Here is a 17,891-nt window from a genome sequence, read left to right on the forward strand (position 1 = left end):
CGTTCAGAGCAGTCCGCGGGCGTACGCCGCCTGCCCCACGTGCTGCAGATCGTCCGAGAGCACGCTCACCAGGCGTGCCCCCAGCGTGACCGGCGGATCCCAGCCCTCGTCGACGATCCGGTCCAGATCGGCGTCGGTGAGGCCGGAGAGGTAGCGCAGGGTCTGCTCGTGCACCGCGTCGTAGTAGTCGAGCAGCAGCTCGCCGGAGGCGACGCGCACCTGGCCGACCTCCTTCGCCGTGTGCCCGTACCCGGTGTCCGTCTCCGCGAGCGGCAGATCGAAGCGCGCGGCCCAGCCCCGCGCGAGCCACACCTGGTCGGTCCCGGCCGCGTCGGCGACATGGTCGTCCTGCACACGCGTGAGATGCCAGATCAGCCAGGTGATGGAATTCGCCCCCTCGCCGGGACGCGCCTGCAACTGCTCCGGAGAAAGCCCGCCGACGACCCCGTGGACCTCTTCCTTAATGCGGTTGTAACCGTCAATGAGTAGGTCATGTGAGTGCATGGTGTGCAGTGTCGTCGACCTGGCGCCTTTCGGCCAACGGAGCCCGCGAATATGCCGGAAGACTGGCGTGAAAAGCGTGGTGACAGCGAGCGGCGAGTGCCGATACTCGACAAGTGGGACGGTTGAACATTGTGCGGAATCGGCGGGCCGAGGTAGCCGGAAGACCCATTGACCGGCCACTCCCGTCGTACGGGTCGATAACTGATCACGCGCCACCGCGTAAGTGATCAATGGCGCCAGGCAATGGGGGAGATCGTGCACGACGAATTCCTGTGCCATGTCACCGCATACGGAATATGCGGAGGACAGCGCGTGGGTGTCCCGCTCGGTACCTACCGTGCCCCGACCCTCCCCCTCGCCCTGTGGTGGCTGCGCGACCGTGCCACCTGGATCGCCGAGCGCCTCGACCCGCGGCCCGACCTGCCGCATCTGCCCGAGGGTGCCCTGATGCCGCTCGCCGACGACGCCCCCGACGTGCCGTCCCTGCTGCGGGCCTGGTGCGCGGACACCGAGCACCAGGAGCGCGTCGCCGAGGAACTGGCCGGCGGCCGCCTCGTCCGGGTCGCCACCCGCGACGAGACCACCGAGTACGAACTCCTCGCCGAGTCCGTGGACGCCCTGCGCATGGCCCGTCTCGCGCCGCGCACCGAGGCCCCCGTACCCGCGTCGGTATGACATGAATGACTAATCGCCGACGCGGGTGAATGCGTGCGTGAGGGCAGGTGGGCGCGGGGAGTGTGGTCACGCACAGTGAGAACGACCACCTCGGGGCCGCCCACATGAAACACAGATCCGCATTCGCCGTCGCGCTGCTCGCCGCCGCGGCCGCACTCCTGCCGGCCGCCTCCGGCGCCCAGGCCGTGAAAGGACCCGGCCAGGTCTGCTTCTGGACCGAACCCGGCCAGCACGGCCAGGCCTGGTGCTATGCGCCACCCGGATACGCGGAGGCGGAGAACGGCACTCAGCGCCGTGCCGCGTCCTTCGAATCCCGCGTGGGCCAGAGCGTCTACGCGATCAGTTACACCGTTTCCAACTGCCTCTACCGGGAGATCCGGCGCGACGACTACTCCGAGAACTGGGAGTGGGCCGGCAAATTCGACGGCGTCAGCGACAACACCATGGGGTGTGGGCGGGGCTGAACCGGCCATGATCCACCGCCCCCTCCTCCGGCCGCTCGCGCTCGTCACGGGCGCCCTGCTGCTCGCCGGCTGCGCGAACCGCCCGAGCGGTCGGGACCGCTCGCCGGACGACACCGTCCGAGCCGCGCAGCAGGTGCTCACCGACCGCTGTCTGACCGAGCGGGGACTCACCCCGCCCCGTCCCGGGCAGCGAGCGAGGAGCGCGGCCGACGAAGAACGGGTCGCCGCCGCCCTGTTCGGCCGGCCACCCGCCGAACTGTCCCTGACCCTGGCGAACGGGATCCCCGTCCGTGCCCACACCGACGGCTGCCTCGCCGCGGCCCAGCGCACGCTCTACGGCGATCAGAAGCGCTGGTTCCGGGTCTCGACCGTCGTCAACAACCTCAAGCCCGAAGCCGCCTACCGGCACAGCTCCCTCACCGCCGTCCGCGAACGGCACCGATCCGAGCTGACCGCCTGGCGCCACCTGCGCACCCACGCGCTCGACGTGTCCGCACGCATCCTGCGCACCACGCCCGACACCACCGGAGGAACCCCGTGAAGCATCCGCTCGCCCTGCTCGCCGCCGCCGCGCTCGCCCTCGGCGGCGCGGCCGTCACCACCACCGCGTACGCCGCCCAGTGCCCCAGCGGCGAGTTCTGCGCCTGGACCGACGCCAACTACACCGGAATGCGCTGGAACTGGTCCGGCGACGACCACGACTGGGAGCCCGGCATCCAGGACGAGGACTCCTCCTGGGCCAACCACGGTATCTCCGGACCCGGCATCAAGGACCACGTCCAGGTCTACGAGAACCCGGGCCTGATCGGACTCGGCACGGTCTGTCTCGCGCCCGGCCAGGAGATCCCCTCCGACGGCTGGGGCAACGACAGCGGCGACTCGCACACCTGGAAAATGGAGTGCTGACCCCACGCTGAACCCGAACCCCCGCCCTGGAGGCGGGAGTTCAGAACGCGTCCGCCGTGTGCGGAAGCGAACCGGTGGACAGCGCGGCGTCGAACATCGGCGCCGCGCCCGGCGTGTGCTCGGTGACCAGCCCCGCCGCCACCAGCGCGTGCACGGTCACCGACCGCATGAAGGCGCTCGCCAGATCGCGCGCATCGAGGGTCAGGTCGGGAGCGTCCCCGGTGGGGGCGTACGAGAAGCCGTCCGGGGACGCGATCAGCCGGAACGTCCCCTCGTTGGCGGGCAGATGCGGGTCGCGGACCTCGAGCACCACGTCCACCGGCGCGGCCCAGGAGCGCGCGGCCAGCGCCGCACGGACGTCGACGAGCCGCACCCACAGCGCCGGGAACTGCTCCGTGACCCGCACCTGGTCGGGATCGCCCGCGAACAGCGTCAGCGGATCGTCGACCGGACGCCCCCAGGCCCGCACCCGGTCCGTCAGGTCGATCCCGGCCAGATAGGTCCACAGCGCCGCCGCGACCTGCGGGGAGTCCGCCTCCAGCTCGTCCAGGCGCACCAGTCCCTTCGCCTGCGACGCCGCGTCGCCCTGCTTCGTGCGGTAGATCGCGTAGCCGGCCGGCGGCTCGCCGAGCACCACCACCCGCGCCGGCGAGAACTCGGCGTCCTCCTCGTCCTTGTCGGCCAGCCACTCCTCGTGCCACCAGTCCTTGGTACGCGCGAGCCGCCCCGCCCGACGGGATCTGGTCCCCTCGAAGTACGGGCCGAGCACATCGGGCGCCGCCTCCGCGTCGACCAGGCGCAGGGGGCGGGGGTCCGGCGGAATGCGCAGGGCCAGCGGACGGCGTGCGTCGATCTCCACCGTCGTCCCGTACGTGCCGGGGCCGAAGCCGAAACGCCCGTAGATCGACGCCTCCGAGGCCCACAGGGCGACGAGGGGCGCCCCCTGGGCGACACAGCGCGTGAAGAGTTCGCCGATCATTCCCGACAGCACCCCGCGCCGGCGGTGCGTCGGTGCCACCGATACGAACGTCAGCCCGGGACAGGCCAGTTCACCGCCGCCGGGCACGGACATCTCGAAGGGGTGCGCGGCCGCGAAACCCACCAGCTCGGCACCGTCGTAGGCGCCGATCCGCAGGCAGGTGGCGAGCATCTTCTCGTGCCGGCGCCGCTGGTCGCTCTCGGGCGTCTCGTGGAAGACGAGATAGGCGAGCGCCAGCGCGCGGGGGATCTCTGACTCGGGAACGTCGCGGAACTGGACGGAAGGCGCATTCATGATCATCCAGCCTAGCCGTGAGCTTTCGCCCACGCGAGCGGCCCCGGCGGCGGCCGCCGCGCTGCGACCGTCTGGGTGGCGGGGTCCGGGCCACCCGAGGCCGCGCGGCACCGGAGTCCTCCGAGGCGCAACCGATACTTCCCGGGTTCCGCGGTCTCCGGATGCACTCCCTCGCCGATTTTTTCTCAGCCCTGCCCCCGGACGAGCCCGAGGCGGACGCTGAGCCGCTGCATACCGCGCCGCGCGTGGCTCTTGACCGTGCCCAACGGCCAGCCGGTGCGCTCGGCGATCTGCGGCTGGGTCAGATCCTCGTAGAACGCCAGACACAGCACGGTGCGCTGGGGAACCGGCAACTTCGCCAGTTCCTGTGTCAGTACGATCCGGTCGAGCACCGGCTCCACGGACGCCACCTCGGCGGAGTACCGGGAGCCCGCGAGCTCGACGAGGGCCGCGCGCCGGGTGCGCGCAGCGAGCGTGTCCGCGATCCGGCGCCGGGTGATGCCCGTCAGCCAGGCGGCCGCGGTGCCGAGTTCGGGCCGGTAGCCGGAACGTCCGCGCCACGCGGCGAGAAAGACCTGCTGCACCACGTCGTCGGCGTCCCAGACGTCGCCGAGCGCCCGTCCGGCGAGCCGGTGCACCAGCGGCCCCCACCGCCGGTACACCTCCGCGAGACACGCCGGGTCACCGGCCGCCATCCCGTCCGCCAGGACGGCATCCGAGGCCGTGCGCGGATCGGGTACGTGCCGCCGCACCGCTGTGCTCATCGATGTCTCGTCAACTCCTGGAAACGGTCGTGAACTCACCTCGTGGCGTCCACGACCGGGCATGCGGGCTCCACGCCCGGCTGTGGCCCGGTCATCCTGGAAACGACTTCGTCAACCCGGCAACCCGCATCGGTTGTGCGTCGTATCGTGAGGCGATGGACGAGGGGCGAGACGCACGGCACGCGCAACCGTCGGAGGAAGGCCCCGGCGTCACCACGGGAGCCCTCGCACGGCGGCTCGGGGTGTCCCCGACCACGCTGCGCAGCTGGGACCGGCGCTACGGACTGGGACCCGTCCAGCGGTCCAAGGGGCGGCACCGGCGCTGGACGGACGACGACGTCGCGGTCGTCGAGGAGATGTGCCGCCTCACCACGACGGGCCTGCCGCCCGCGGAGGCCGCGCGCCTCGCCCGCAAACGCCTGATGACCGGCCCCGCGGAGCTGCCGCGACAGCCCCTGGCCGCCGCCGGACCCCTCACTGCCGCCTCGCCGGAGCGCCTGACCCGGGGCATCTCGCGCGCCGCGACCCGGCTCGACGCCCCCACCGTGCACCGGCTGCTCTCCGACGCCGTGCGGACCTACGGCCTGGTGCCCACCTGGCAGGACGTGATGGTGCCGGTGCTGCACGCGGTGGGCCGCAAATGGGAGGAGGCGGGCGACCGGTACGTGGAGGTCGAGCACCTGCTGTCCTGGCACGTCTCCCGCGCCCTGCACCAGGCCGTCCCCGTCGCCCCCGTGTCCACGCTGCCGCCGCTCGTGCTGGCCTGCGTGCCCGCCGAACAGCACGTGCTGCCGCTGGAGGCGCTGAGCGCCGCCCTCGGCGAACTCGGCGTGCCGCAAAGGATGTTCGGCGCCGCCGTACCCGTCGAAGCGGTCTCCGCCGCCGTGCGCAGAACCGGTCCGCGCGTCGTCGTGCTGTGGGCGCAGGCCCGCTCCACGGCGAGCCTGCCGCTGGCCCGCCACCTGGCCGAGACCCACTGGGGCGTGCGCGGCGCCCGCGGCAAACCCGCCGTGATGCTGTGCGGGCCCGGCTGGGCCGGCCGCGGCGTACGGGGCGCACTGCACCCGACGACCCTGCCGGAGGCCCTGCTCCAGATCGGGCGGCTGTACCCGGAGATCAGTCGAGACCCCGCGCCCGCTTGAACCGCGCGAGCCCCTCCGACAGCTCGACGATCGGATCGGGGTAGTCGTACTTGGCCCGCTCCAGGCCCTTCAGCTTCCACGGCCGGTGCACGGCGGAGCCCTCCAGACCGGCCAGTTCCGGCACCCAGCGCCGCACATAGGTGCCGTCCCGGTCGTACCGTTCGGCCTGCGCCAGCGGATTGAGCACCCGGTTCGGCCGGCTGTCGGTGCCGGTACCCGCCATCCACTGCCAGTTCAGCTGATTGTTCGCCACGTCCCCGTCCACCAGCAGGTCCAGGAAGTGCCGGGCCCCGACCCGCCAGTCGACGTACAGCGTCTTGACGAGGAAGCACGACGCGATCAGCCGGGCCCGGTTGTGCATCCAGCCCTCGTGCTCCAGCTGCCGCATCGCCGCGTCCACCACCGGATAGCCCGTACGGCCCTCCTGCCACGCCTCGATGTCCTCGCGCGCCGAGCGGGCGGTGCGCCAGCGGTCGCCCTGGGAGCGGTAGTCGGCGTGCGCCGCGGCCGGGCGCGCGGCGAGGACCTGGTGGTGGAAGTCCCGCCAGGCGAGCTGCCGTACGAACGCCTCGGCGCCCGGGCCGCCCGCCGCCCGCGCCCGCGTCGCCGCCTCCACCGGACCGATCGTGCCGAAATGCAGATGCGGGGAGAGCTTCGAGGTGGCGTCGCCCGCCATGTCGTCGTGGCGGTCCTCGTACGCGGAGATCCCCGACCGCAGCCACGCCGTGAGCCGCTTCCGGCCCGCCTCCTCGCCGCCCTCCGCGAGCCCCGGGGACACCCCCGGCACCTTGCTCCGCTTGGGCAGCGGCGCCGAGCCGACCCCCTCGGGCACCGTGATCGCGCGCGGCGCGCGCACCACGGAACGGACCGGCTGCTGGTCCCAGTGCCGGTGGTAGGGGGTGAACACGGCGAAGTGGTCCTTGCCCGCCGGCGCCACCTCCCCGGGCGGCACAGAGGTCACCACCGCGTCATGCACGACCACCTCGCAGCCCAGACCCCGCAGCGCGGCACGCAGGGCGTCCTCGCGCCGCCGCGCGTACCGGCTCACCCCGCCCGCGAGATGCACCGCGCACGCGTCGGTCTCCGACACCACCTTCGCGACCTCGTCCGTCACCTCGCCGTCCCGCAGGATCAGCCGGCCGCCGCGCTCGCGCAGTCCCGCGTCCAGATCCCGCAGACAGTCCGCGAGGAACGCCTCCCGGTTCGGCACGGTGAAGGACGCCGCGTCGATCCCGCTGTCCCGGACGAACAGCGGCACCACCGCGTCGGATGCGTCGAGGGCGGCCCGCAGCGGCGGGTGGTCGTGCACCCGCAGGTCGGAGGTGAACAGGACGACACGGACACGCACGAACGACTCCCGGGGAAACGGTGGACAGACCTCTACTCCAGCCCTTCCCCGGCCGCGCCGAACCTGGATGCAGCGATGGACCGAACGGGTTCCCGGTCCCGGCGGGCCACCGGCCGTGCATGTACGGAACAAGTGCGGGCAGGCGAAGTACAGGGACGGCGGAGCGCCACAGGGCGAGAGCGGTCCGCGAGAGTGCGACGGGTGGAGGTGCTGGCGAGATGCGAGCAGAGGTGTTGCGACGGTTTTCCGCGGGAGCGCCGCGAGGGTCCTGGCCGGCCGAGGAGTACGCGGCGCGACTACGTGCCCAGGGCCGCTCCGCACGCGTGGTGATGGACCTGGAGACGGACGCGTTCCTCGTGGTGACCGGGGACGCGGAGCACTCCGGCTGAACAGGGGAGCGGCCCGCGCACGCGCGGGCCGCTCCACCCTGTACCGAGCCCCCGGCCCCGTGGCCGGGGGCTTTCAACGCCGTGCCGCGCCCACCTCCGAGAGCCGCTCCCCACCGGCCTCCCCGGAGAGGCGTCCCGTGACCCGGACCGTGCCGTCCTCGGGCGCCCGGACCGCCAGCGTGCGGCCGGGACGGTCGGTGTCCACCGCACCGCTCGCCGAGATCCCGACGACCGCGCGGCTGCCCGCGGCGACCAGGTACCAGTTGTCCTTCGGCGACTTCCACCGCGTCGACGCCACCACGTGCTGCCCGAACCGGCTGCACGCCGCCGTGTTCCGCGCCTGCCCCACCAGCTCGGCGGGCGAGGTCAGCGACGAGGTGGGCGTCCGCAGGAACAGGGCCACGTCGCCGGGGCCCTGCCAGGTCGTGGCACGGGCGCACATCCACACCGCGTGGCCGCCGCCCTCCGGCAGCTCCTGCTCGGCGAAGTCCCAGGCGTTGACGGCGCGCACGGCGCCGCCCTCCCACGATCCGAGCCGGCACGCGCTGCGCGCCCACGCGAGCAGTGCCTGACTGCTCGTCGCCTCACGGGGCTGCCGCGCCGGAGGAGTGCCGTGACCCGGCAGCGGCGTGTACGTGAGGTGCACGGGGGAGAGCCCGCCGAGATCCGCGACGACGAACGCGTGGTGCTCCACGATCCGCGAGGAGGACCGCAGTTGCAGCACCGGGCGCCGCACGCAGTTCCCCGCAGCGACCACCGGGACCGCGTCGGTCACCCCGTCGTCCGACACGTTCAGCGGCCGGGCCGGACTGTCGGGCCGCAACAGATCCCGGGTCGTCGACTCGGCGACCCACGGCGCGGTCAGATAGCGGGCCGAGCCCTTCGACCGGGCCAGCACGACGACGGCGGCCGTGGTGACGTCCGCGTCGTCCGCCCGGGAGAGGGCGAGCGCCGCGGGGGAGTCCCCGTCGGCGTCGGTGTACCGGGCCAGCCGCTCGCCGTCGCTGAACAGGACAACGCCCCGGCCGCCGACGTCACCCGCGAACAGCAACTGCGGGCTGCGCGGTGGCGCGTCGGTCGGCGTGCCGGGCGTCGCCGTCACGCGTACGTCCGTCGTGGGCGCCGCCCAGGTGCCGAGGGCGCGGGACAGCAGGTCCTTGTCGTCCTTGCGGTCGCCGCGGGCCGGCCACGCCGTGAAGTCGACACGGGAGGTGTCCGCCCACTGCTCCGCGCCGACCCGCACCAGGCGGTCGGCGGAGAGGTAGCGGGGGGTGGCCGCCCGGGCCGACGTCGTGGCCTGCCCGGAGCCGTCGGTGGTCTGCGGCACGATCACCGCCGCCAGGGCGACGGTGGCGGCCGCGCCGGTGAGCCACACGGCCCGCTTGCGCCGGCCCCGGCGCACCAGGTCGGTGGGCCGGCTCTGGACCGAACAGGCGTCGAACTCCTGGGAGCGCAGCAGGGCTTCGGCGGCGGGGCCGGCGGCCTTGTCCAGCTTCGCGGCGGCCCGGACACTCGCCCCGGCGTCGGAAACACCGGCCGCCTCCAGCAGCGCGGCGGTCCGCCGGTCCGGCAGCCCGTCGACCCGGCGCAGCACGAACGCGGCACGCGTCGGGGCAGGCGCGTCGGCGAGCGCCTGCCCCAGTTCGATCTCCTCCGCGCCGCCCGCGTGCGGGAACAGCCGCAGCCCCCACACCACGGGCAGCCTCGGCACGAGGGTCCGGGGCGGCGGCAGCGCGCCGGGCCAGCCGGTGGGCCGGTGGGCGGCGGACAGGGCCGCGCGCAGAACCCGTACCCGCAGTGCGTCACCGGTGACGGCGTCGCCGTCCTGCGGACCGCGCTGGCGGGGCACGAGCGTTCCGCGCGCCCCGGGCAGCGCCCGTTGCGCGGCTCCGTGGGCCAGCAGCACCCGACGGTGGCGGGAGAGAGCGGCGGGAAGAGTGAGGTACGCCAGCCGCACCAACGCCGTGTACTGCGCGACGAGTGCGGCTTCGGCGTGATCCTTGGCTATCCTGGTGCGCTTGATCGGACGGCCGGTTCGAAGAACGGACATGATCAGACCTTTCGGGTGGTTTGACGGTCGTCGACGCGCCGGACCACGAGACGTGTCGACGACGGTCAAACGACCGGAACCCGATGCGGTCACTCGGACGGCCGATCAGGACTGCCGGGCCCGAGTCGGGGTATCAGCATGGCTGCGGGGGCCTTGCCACACGGGCCGGCAGGTGAGAGAGACATGGATGAGCGAGTACACCGAGTGCATGGGCGGAGAAGTGATCCGATCGGGCTTCGAGGCGTCGGTCGAGCCGCTGCGGCAGGTGACGCACTACACCGGTGAACCTGGCTGCATAGCCGACGCGCGCGCCTTCACCGGCGCGTTCCTGACCCGGCTGCGCCAGGAGTGGTGCGTGGGACTGGACGCGCACGTCACCGGTGACGTCATGCTCATCGTGAGTGAACTGGTCACCAACGCGGACCGGCACAGCGCGGGTCCCTACGTGCTGGAGCTGGAGGGGACGGAGCGGCACATCGCCGTCACCGTGTACGACAGCAGCGCGGCCGTGCCCCTGCGCTTTCCCAAGGATCCTGGGCGCATCGGGGGGCACGGCCTGGAGATCGTGGACGCGCTCGCCGAGGTCACCGTGGAGCGGGTGCCCGTCGGCAAGCGCGTACGGGCAGTGCTCTCGCTGCCCTCCTGAGGGTCCGCCTCAGACGGTGTCCGCCTCGGCGAGCATCCCCGACCTGAGCCGGGAGATCAGCTGCTTGATCAGGCGTGACACATGCATCTGCGAGTACCCGAGCCGCTCACCGATCTCCGCCTGGGTCAGCTCCTCCACGAACCGCAGATGGAGCAGCTGCCGGTCCCGGGCGGGGAGCCTGGCCACCAGCGGAGCGAGCGACTGGAAGTCCTCGACGAGCTCCATCGCCCCGTCCTCGACCCCGATGAAGTCGGCGAGCACCGACTCGCCGTCCTGTCCGCCGTCACCGGTCAGCGCCGCGTCCAGGGACGCGGACGTATACCCGTTCGAGGCCAGCTGGGCCTCCACGACCTGACCCTCCGAGATGTCCATCAGCGTGGCCAGTTCGGCGGTGCTCGGCTCCCGGTCCAGGCGGCTGCACAGCTCGTCGCGGGCCTTCGCCAGTTCGAGCCGCATCTCCTGGAGCCGGCGCGGCACGTGCACGGCCCAGGTCGTGTCCCGGAAGAAACGCTTGATCTCGCCCGTGATGTAGGGCAGCACGAACGAGGTGAACTCGACCTCGCGCGAGATCTCGAACCGGTCGATCGCCTTGATCAGACCGATCGTGCCGACCTGGACGATGTCCTCCATGTCATCGCCGCGGTGCCGGAAACGACCGGCCGCGAAGCGGACCAGCGACATGTTCATCTCGATCAGCGTGTTGCGCGTGTACTGGTACTCCGGAGTGCCCTCCTCCAGCTCCGCGAGCCGCCGGAAGAACTGGCGCGACAGCTCCCGCGCGTCCAGCGGCGCCACCCGGCCGGGGTCGGAGATCTCGTACGCGGATGCCTCACCGACCGTGGCCCGGGTCCTCTGCGCAGTGACGTCCGTCCCGCTCATGGTGGAATCCACCGTCCCTCCCGCGCCGTGAACCGGCGCAACACCCTGTTCCATCATGGTGTTCGGCAGTTACCCGCGAACTCGCCGGTCATGCACATTTGCTCAGGAGGTACGCCATCAACACGGCAGACACAGCAGGGACGGTGCGCGAACTCGCCACCGCGCTCCCCGACAGCACCCTCGTCACGGACGCGGACGTCCTCGCCTCGCTCGGCAGCGACGACGCCGAGTGGGCGCCCGTGGGCAAGCCCCTCGCGGCGGTGCGCGCCACGTCCGCGGACGAGGTCCAGGCCGTCGTCAGGGAGTGCGCGGCCCGGCGGATACCCGTCGTCACCCGGGGCGCGGGCACCGGCCTGTCGGGCGGCGCCAACGCCGTCGACGGCTGCCTCGTCCTCGACGTGTCGCGGATGAACCGCATCCTGGAGATCGACACCGAGAACCTGATCGCCGTCGTCGAGCCCGGCGTCGTCAACAACGACCTCAAGGCCGCCGTCGCCGAGCACGGCCTCTGGTACCCGCCGGACCCGGCCAGCGCCCCCTGGTCCACGATCGGCGGCAACGTCTCGACCAACGCGGGCGGCCTGTGCTGTCTCAAGTACGGCGTCACCCGGGACTACGTCCTCGGCATGGAGGTCGTCATGGGCGGCCCCGCGGGCGAGTACGGCTCCCGCGTCAGGCTCGGCCGGCGCACCACCAAGGGCGTCGCCGGGTACGACCTGACGAGCCTGTTCGTCGGCTCCGAGGGCACCTTCGGGGTCGTCACCGAGATCACGCTGAAGCTGCGGCCCGCCCCGGTGGCGGAGCCCCGCACCGTCGTCGGCGCCTTCGACAGCCTCGTCGCGGCGGGCGCCGCGGTCGCCCTGGTCACGAGCCGCGGCCTGGCCCCGGCCGCCCTCGAACTCCTGGACCGTGCCTGCATGCAGGCGGTCGAGGACTGGAAGCACCTCGGCATCGAACCCGGCGCCGAGGCCATGCTGCTCGCCCGGCTCGACGCCCCCGGCGACGCGGGCGCCGCCGAGGCGGACGCCATGGCCGCCGCGTTCCGCGAGGCCGGGGCGCTGTGGGCCGAGCAGTCCACCGACGCCGTCGAGGCCGAGGCCCTGTTCGACGTACGCCGCCTCGCCTATCCGGCGCTCGAACGGCTCGGCCCGGTCCTCACCGAGGATCTGTGCGTGCCGCGCTCCGCCGTGCCGGAGATGCTCGCGACCATCGAGAAGATCGGCCGTCGGCACGGCGTCCGCATCGCCACCATCGCGCACGCGGGCGACGGAAACCTCCACCCCCTGCTGATCACCGAGCCCGGCGACGAGGCGGCCCGCGTCGCCGCGCAGGCCGCCTTCGAGGAACTGCTCCAGGCCGCGATCGCCGCGGGCGGCACCGTCACCGGCGAGCACGGCGTGGGACTGCTCAAGCGCGCCGGGATGCGCGACGAACTCGGCCCGTCCGTGCTCTCGTTGCAGCGCGCCGTGAAGCGGACCCTCGACCCGCTGGACCTGTTCAACCCGGGGAAGGTCGTCGGCGAGGACTGACCCTCCCCGGGCGTCACGTCAGCGCGGCAGCCCCGCCGGACCGGTGGCCCACGTCGTGTCCGGCCGATCCGTCAGCCGGTACGAGAGGGTGCCACCGGTCCGCAGCAGGCCCGCGCCCGTCCAGGACCGGTCGTGGTCACGGCCGTCGAGCCGCACCCCGGCGACGTAGGCGTGCGCGTCGTCGGCCGCCGAGGCGTCGACCACCAGGTCCGTGCGCCCCGGCCGGTCCACCACAGCGTGCGGGAACAGCGGGGCGCCGAGCAGCAGATCGGCGCTGCCGGGCGCCTTCGGGTACAGGCCGAGCGCCGAGAAGACGTACCAGGCGGACATGGTCCCGAGGTCGTCGTTGCCGGGCAGGCCCGAGGGTCCGGTCCCGTACACGGTGTCGACGATCTCGCGGACCGTGGCCTGCGTCTTCCACGGCTGACCGAGCGCGTTGTAGAGCCACGGCGCGTGGATGCCCGGCTCGTTCGTCGGGTCGTAGCGCAGCGCGTCGCCGCCCTTGACGGACCAGGAGCCGTCCGCCTTGTGGAAGAACCCGTCGAGGCGGCTCGCGGCGGTCTCCCGCCCGCCCATCGCGTCCGCGAGACCCTGCACGTCCTGCGGCACCATCCAGGTGTACGTGGCGCTCGTGCCCTGCGCGAACCCCAGGTCGCTGCCGGGGCTGAACGGAGTCACCCACGACCCGTCGGCCTTGCGCGCCTGGATGTAACCCGTCTCCGGGTTGAACACATTGCGCCACCAGGTCCCGCGCTCGGTGAAGTACGCGGCCTCCTTCTCCCGGCCCAGCAGCTTCGCCCACGAGCCGAGCGCGGCGTCCGCGACCGAGTCCTCCAGCGTCTCCGCGGCCCCGCCCCAGCAGTGGCACACGTCCTGCGGCGCGTAGTGCGAGGTCAGGTACTGCGCCAGGTTCGGGCGCTGGCCCTCGCACTGCCCTGGGCAGCCGGCGTCCGACAGGCCCGCGTCGCGCGGCTCGGTCGCCTGCCGCGCCAGCGAGTCGAAAGCGCCTTCGTAGTCGAAGTTCCGTACGCCCATCGCGTAGAAGGTGGCGAGTGTGGCGGCGGACGGATCGCCGGTCATGACGTGCGTGGCTCCGTTGACGTGCACCCAGCGGTCCCACACGCCGTCGTTCTGCCGCGCGAAGTTGAACAGCGACTGCGCGAAGTCCCCGGCCACCTTCGGTTTCAGCAGCGCCAGCAACTGGATCTGCGCGCGGTACTGGTCCCAGCCCGAGAAGTTGCTGTACTGCGCGCCCTGCCCGCGCGCCAGGCGGTGCGGGGCGCCGTCCATACCGGGATAGCGGCCGTCGGTGTCGCTGACGACGTTGGGCTGCATCAGCGAGTGGTAGAGCGATGTGTAGAACGTGGTGCGCTGCGCCTGGCTCCCGCCGGAGACCCGCACCGAGCCCAGCTCACGGTCCCAGTCGCGGGAGGCCTCCGCGGCCACCGCGTCGACGCTCGCCCGGGGCGCGATCTCCTCGCGCAGATTGGTCTCGGCGCCCTTCAGGGACACGTACGAGATCCCGAGCCGCATGTGGACATCGTTGTCAGACGACGGGTCGAAGCCGACCCAACCGCCGGAGCCGCGCCCCGCGCGGTCGGCGCCGGTCGCATAGCCCTCGCCGCCGTCCGCGCTGGTCGACCCGGGGGAGACGGTGGCGTCCTTCCAGGTCCCGTACGAGGCGAAGTCGCGGTCGAAGGAGGCGCTGAAGTAGAGCTTGTAGTAGCTCTTGCGGTTGTTGGTGCCGCCGTTGGCCCGGCGTCCGCAGAACGCCCCGGTCAGCACCCAGCCGGTCACCTTGCGGTGCGCGCGGTCGATCTCGACGTGCGCGTCCTCGCTGCCGTTGAGGGAGTTGGAGGTGCGGAACAGCAGCGAGGCGGACTTGTCGGCGGGGAAGCCGAAGTCGGCGACGCCCGCCCGGCGGCTCACCGCGAGGTCGGCCGAGGCGCCGGAGTCGAGGCCGAGCGTGTAACGGCCCGGCACCGCGCGCTCGTTCGCGTGGGAGAAGCCGGACGCGTACACCGCGTCCTTCGTGTCGGCCGAGGGGGACGAGGTGACGTCGCCGACGAACGGCATGATCGGCACGTCGCCCGCGGCGCCCGGATGACAGCCCGCGCCGTTGACGTGCGTGAGGCTGAGCCCGCGGATCCGGGTGGTGTTGTACGCGTATCCGTTCGCCGCGCCGGTGTTGGTCTGGTCGCCGGTGGTGCTGGTCGGGGACCAGGCGATCATGCCGTACGGGCGGGTGGCCCCGGGATAGGTGTTGCCGCCGTTCGCCGAGCCGATCAGCGGGTCGACGGAGGCGGTGGGGCGGACCGGTGGCGCGGCGGCCGAGGCGAGCGGGCCGGGCACGGTCAGGGCGAGAGCGGTCGCCAGACCGAGCACGGCGAGACGGCGCGCGGGCGCCGCGGATCTGTCGGGCACGGAGTCGGCCTTTCGTCGGTGGGGCACAGAGCGCCGCCGAGCGTAGATCGCCGCGCCGTCCCGGGGAACGGGTCGGGACGGATCACAGATGAACACACGGTGAAACCAGGCCACTTGAGTCACTTCGGCGGCGCCGGGCCGCCAGGTCGGCGAGACTGCGGTGGGGACAAACCCGGCAGTAGGGCAAGATCGACGGCAGCGGCCCGTCCGCGGCGGTGCGGAACGGGCGACAACCGACAGTGCAGTGCACGGATGAGGGAGGCGGTCCCATGGCCCGGCCGATCACCGCGGGAGTGGACGGATCACCCGAGAGCGCGGCGGCGGCCGCCTGGGCGGCGCGCGAGGCGGTACGGCGCGAGCTTCCCCTGCGGCTCGTGCACGTGAGCGAGGCCGTGCCGGAGAGCCTCGCGCTGGCCGCCGACGAGGCCGCCCGCGTCCAGTGGGCGCACGACCTGCTGGAGGACGCCGAGCAGGAGATCGCCGAGCGCCACCCGGGCCTCTCCGTCACCATCGACGTCCTCGACGACGGCGCCCCCGCGGCACTGACGGACGCCGCACGCGACGCGGAAATCCTCGTCCTCGGCTCGCGCGGGTACGGCACCCTCGTCGGGTTCCTGCTCGGCTCCGTCGGCCAGCAGGTCGTCGCCACGACCGAGCGGCCCGTGGTCCTGGTCAGGGCCGGCGACGAGGCGAGCGGCGAGGCGGCCGGGCGCGAGATCGTCGTCGGACAGGAGGGCGACGCCGAGGACAGCGCCGCCGCCCTGGAGTTCGCCTTCCGCACCGCGGCGGCCCGCGGCGCGACGGTGCGGGCGGTGCGCGCCTGGAGCCTGCCGCCGGTGTTCACCTACAGCCCCGCCTCGCTCCAGCTCCTCGACGAGTCCGGGGGCATCGAGCCGTACGAGAGGAAGGCCCTGGGCGCGGCACTCGCCCCGTGGCGGGAGCGCTTCCCGGACGTGCCCGTCGTCGAGCACGTCGAGATCGGCAGCGCGGGCCAGGTGCTCCTGTCGGTGGCCTCGGGAGCCCAGCTCCTGGTCGTCGGACGCCGGGCCCGGCGCACCGCCGTCGGCGCCCGCATCGGCTCCGTCGCGCACGCCGTGCTGCACCACGCGCCGTGCCCGGTCGCGGTGGTGCCGCACGGCTGAGCGTCCGTGCTCTAGCGCCTGTCCTCGTCGGTCAGGGACACGGCGCCGACCGGGCAGGCCCGTACCGCCTCCTTCAACAGGGGGTGCTCCCCGGCCACCGTGGACCGGTCGGGGAGCACCTCGCTGAGTCCGTCGTCGTCCTGCGTGAACACGTCCGGTGCGGTCAGCGCGCACATGCCCGCGCCCACGCACCGGTCCTTGTCGACCTCGACCCGCACGGCGCTCACCACGCGACCGGCAGTTCGAGCATGCCCTGGATGGTGTCCCCGGGCTTGAACGGGATCTCCTCGGCGGGGGCCGCGAGCCGCAGCGCGGGGAACCGCTTCAGGAGACCGTCGAGGGCGATCTCCAGCTCGGCGCGCGCGAGGTTCTGGCCCAGGCACTGGTGGATGCCGAATCCGAACGCCAGATGGTGGCGCGCGCTGCGCTCCCAGTCGAGGCTCTCCGGCGCCGTGAAGGCACCCTCGTCGCGGTTGATCAGCGACGTGGAGAACACGACTCCGTCGCCGGCCCGGACCGTCGACCCGGCCACCTCCATGTCCTCCGTCGCGATCCGCAGCAGCCCGTCCGCGATGGACAGATACCGCAGCAGCTCCTCCACCGCGACGGTCGTCGAGGTCCGGCCCGCGCGCAGGGCGGCCAGTTGCTCGGGGTGGCGGAGCAGCGTGAAGGTGCCGAGCGAGATCATGTTCGCGGTCGTCTCGTGCCCCGCGACGAGCAGGATCACGGCGTACGCGATCAGCTGATCGCGGTCCGGCGGCCCGTCCGGCCCGTCGCGGTGGATGAGTTCGTCGAGGAGCCCGTCGCCCGGATCGGCGCGCTTGCGGTCGATCAGGTCACCGAGGTATCCCTCCAGTTCCTCCCGGGCCCGCTGAACGTCGGAGGGGGCCGGGCCGCGCAGCAGCCGACGTGAGCGCTCCTCGAAGAACTCGTGGTCCGCGTACGGCACTCCGAGCAGCGCGCAGATCACCATCGACGGCACGGGCAGCGCGAACGCGCCGACGAGGTCCGCCGGCGGCCCCTGTCGTTCCATCGCGTCGAGCAGCCGGTCCACGGTCTGCTGGATGCCGGGGCGTAGCCCTGTGATCCGTTTGAGCGAGAAGCTGGGGATCAGCATGCGGCGCTGGGCGTTGTGCTCGGGGTCGTCGACGCCGAGCAGCGCCACCCGGCGCGAGCCGGCCTTCGCGAACCGCTCGGTGGGCGCCGGGAAACCGGGCCGCTCGCGGTCGCTGGACAGGCGGGGGTCCGCGAGCAGTTCGCGGGCCAGGGTGTGTCCGGTGACGGCCCAGACCGTGCTGCCGTCGTAGAACGTGACGCGGCTGAGCGGGCCCTCCTCGCGCAGAGGGGCGTAGGCGGCCGGCGGGTGGTAGGGACAGCCGCGGTCCTGGGGGAAGGGGATCGGGTCGGTCGACGAGTGGGTGGCGTGCGGGGTGTGGGGGGCCTGGCGGGCCGGTTCCGTCGTGGATTCCGTCATGGATCGGATCGCCTCGCAGTGCTCGGTCGTGCGCGCGGAGCTTGCCGTTCCGCGCTCCCTCGTCATTTGATGCCCCTACCACCGATCAGGTCGACGCCAAGACCGGCCAGTTCGTACGCACGGGGTATCTGGCCGGGGTCTTTCGCCGCCGACCGGGGGAGACGGCGTGGGATCGCCCCGGAGCGCGGGTACGGGAGGGGCGGTGCGCGCGATCCGGCCCTCCCGGTGGCCGGATCGCGGTGCGAGAGCGACCTGAATCAGGCCGTCCGCGGAGGCCGGGAA

18 protein-coding genes are annotated in these 17,891 nt (G+C 72.8%); 9 read left to right on the forward strand and 9 right to left on the reverse strand.

The genetic code is table 11. The annotated features are described in order from the left end of the window. Window positions 1-3 precede the first annotated feature (3 nt). Window positions 4-504: a DinB family protein gene (locus ABZ930_RS06525; protein WP_361542450.1), complete on the reverse strand. Its 501-nt coding sequence runs from the start codon at window positions 502-504 to the stop codon at window positions 4-6. Window positions 505-759: 255 nt separating this feature from the next. On the opposite strand from ABZ930_RS06525, the gene ABZ930_RS06530 reads away from it, so the two are divergent. The 4 genes from ABZ930_RS06530 to ABZ930_RS06545 all read left to right on the forward strand — a co-directional run bounded on the left by ABZ930_RS06530 (window position 760) and on the right by ABZ930_RS06545 (window position 2,549). Then, window positions 760-1,179 (forward strand): hypothetical protein, encoded by a 420-nt coding sequence (locus ABZ930_RS06530; RefSeq protein ID WP_361542454.1) that lies wholly within the window; start codon window positions 760-762, stop codon window positions 1,177-1,179. Window positions 1,180-1,283: 104 nt separating this feature from the next. Beyond that, complete coding sequence (locus ABZ930_RS06535) at window positions 1,284-1,643, forward strand: hypothetical protein (protein WP_361542457.1); 360 nt, start codon at window positions 1,284-1,286, stop codon at window positions 1,641-1,643. Between the two features lie 7 nt (window positions 1,644-1,650). Next, window positions 1,651-2,184, forward strand: coding sequence for a hypothetical protein (locus ABZ930_RS06540; RefSeq protein ID WP_361542460.1), 534 nt, complete (start codon window positions 1,651-1,653; stop codon window positions 2,182-2,184). Beyond that, a complete protein-coding gene (locus ABZ930_RS06545; RefSeq protein ID WP_361542462.1) occupies window positions 2,181-2,549 on the forward strand; it encodes a peptidase inhibitor family I36 protein in 369 nt (122 codons plus the stop codon). Before ABZ930_RS06540 ends, ABZ930_RS06545 begins: the two co-directional genes overlap by 4 nt. Window positions 2,550-2,589: 40 nt before the next feature. Here ABZ930_RS06545 and ABZ930_RS06550 read toward each other — a convergent pair whose 3' ends face one another. Further along, on the reverse strand, window positions 2,590-3,822 hold the full coding sequence (locus tag ABZ930_RS06550) for a GNAT family N-acetyltransferase (protein ID WP_361542464.1): 1,233 nt from the start codon (window positions 3,820-3,822) through the stop codon (window positions 2,590-2,592). 185 nt (window positions 3,823-4,007) lie between these two features. Beyond that, window positions 4,008-4,517: a sigma-70 family RNA polymerase sigma factor gene (locus ABZ930_RS06555; protein WP_361542882.1), complete on the reverse strand. Its 510-nt coding sequence runs from the start codon at window positions 4,515-4,517 to the stop codon at window positions 4,008-4,010. Window positions 4,518-4,741: 224 nt separating this feature from the next. Here ABZ930_RS06555 and ABZ930_RS06560 point away from each other — a divergent pair, with 224 nt between their 5' ends. Further along, window positions 4,742-5,728 (forward strand): MerR family transcriptional regulator, encoded by a 987-nt coding sequence (locus tag ABZ930_RS06560; RefSeq protein ID WP_361542467.1) that lies wholly within the window; start codon window positions 4,742-4,744, stop codon window positions 5,726-5,728. Here the strand turns inward: ABZ930_RS06560 and ABZ930_RS06565 are convergent. Next, complete coding sequence (locus ABZ930_RS06565) at window positions 5,703-7,076, reverse strand: deoxyribodipyrimidine photo-lyase (protein ID WP_361542469.1); 1,374 nt, start codon at window positions 7,074-7,076, stop codon at window positions 5,703-5,705. The genes ABZ930_RS06560 and ABZ930_RS06565 overlap by 26 nt on opposite strands. Window positions 7,077-7,294: 218 nt before the next feature. Between ABZ930_RS06565 and ABZ930_RS06570 the strand changes: the two genes are divergently transcribed. After that, the gene (locus ABZ930_RS06570; RefSeq protein WP_361542472.1) at window positions 7,295-7,465 is read left to right on the forward strand and encodes a hypothetical protein; all 171 of its coding nucleotides are present in this window, start codon (window positions 7,295-7,297) and stop codon (window positions 7,463-7,465) included. Window positions 7,466-7,538: 73 nt separating this feature from the next. Here ABZ930_RS06570 and ABZ930_RS06575 read toward each other — a convergent pair whose 3' ends face one another. Further along, the gene (locus tag ABZ930_RS06575; RefSeq protein ID WP_361542475.1) at window positions 7,539-9,515 is read right to left on the reverse strand and encodes a hypothetical protein; all 1,977 of its coding nucleotides are present in this window, start codon (window positions 9,513-9,515) and stop codon (window positions 7,539-7,541) included. Between the two features lie 187 nt (window positions 9,516-9,702). Between ABZ930_RS06575 and ABZ930_RS06580 the strand changes: the two genes are divergently transcribed. Further along, window positions 9,703-10,161, forward strand: a complete 459-nt coding sequence (locus ABZ930_RS06580) for an ATP-binding protein (protein ID WP_361542478.1) — start codon at window positions 9,703-9,705, stop codon at window positions 10,159-10,161. 9 nt (window positions 10,162-10,170) lie between these two features. Here ABZ930_RS06580 and ABZ930_RS06585 read toward each other — a convergent pair whose 3' ends face one another. Beyond that, window positions 10,171-11,040: a SigB/SigF/SigG family RNA polymerase sigma factor gene (locus ABZ930_RS06585; protein WP_361542481.1), complete on the reverse strand. Its 870-nt coding sequence runs from the start codon at window positions 11,038-11,040 to the stop codon at window positions 10,171-10,173. A gap of 143 nt (window positions 11,041-11,183) precedes the next feature. Here ABZ930_RS06585 and ABZ930_RS06590 point away from each other — a divergent pair, with 143 nt between their 5' ends. Continuing rightward, window positions 11,184-12,569 carry an FAD-linked oxidase C-terminal domain-containing protein gene (locus ABZ930_RS06590; RefSeq protein WP_361542484.1) on the forward strand — a complete coding sequence of 462 codons (1,386 nt, stop codon included), beginning with the start codon at window positions 11,184-11,186 and terminating at the stop codon, window positions 12,567-12,569. Between the two features lie 18 nt (window positions 12,570-12,587). On the opposite strand, the gene ABZ930_RS06595 is transcribed toward ABZ930_RS06590, so the two are convergent. Continuing rightward, on the reverse strand, window positions 12,588-14,993 hold the full coding sequence (locus tag ABZ930_RS06595; RefSeq protein ID WP_361542487.1) for a GH92 family glycosyl hydrolase: 2,406 nt from the start codon (window positions 14,991-14,993) through the stop codon (window positions 12,588-12,590). A 269-nt stretch (window positions 14,994-15,262) separates the two neighbouring features. Here ABZ930_RS06595 and ABZ930_RS06600 point away from each other — a divergent pair, with 269 nt between their 5' ends. Next, a complete protein-coding gene (locus ABZ930_RS06600) occupies window positions 15,263-16,135 on the forward strand; it encodes a universal stress protein (RefSeq protein ID WP_361542490.1) in 873 nt (290 codons plus the stop codon). Window positions 16,136-16,146: 11 nt separating this feature from the next. Here ABZ930_RS06600 and ABZ930_RS06605 read toward each other — a convergent pair whose 3' ends face one another. Next, window positions 16,147-16,362 carry a ferredoxin gene (locus tag ABZ930_RS06605; RefSeq protein ID WP_361542493.1) on the reverse strand — a complete coding sequence of 72 codons (216 nt, stop codon included), beginning with the start codon at window positions 16,360-16,362 and terminating at the stop codon, window positions 16,147-16,149. Beyond that, window positions 16,359-17,609 carry a cytochrome P450 gene (locus ABZ930_RS06610; protein ID WP_361542496.1) on the reverse strand — a complete coding sequence of 417 codons (1,251 nt, stop codon included), beginning with the start codon at window positions 17,607-17,609 and terminating at the stop codon, window positions 16,359-16,361. Before ABZ930_RS06610 ends, ABZ930_RS06605 begins: the two co-directional genes overlap by 4 nt. Window positions 17,610-17,891 lie beyond the last annotated feature (282 nt).

Origin of the sequence: Streptomyces sp. NPDC046716 (assembly GCF_040645755.1) — a bacterium.
GTDB lineage: Bacteria > Actinomycetota > Actinomycetes > Streptomycetales > Streptomycetaceae > Streptomyces.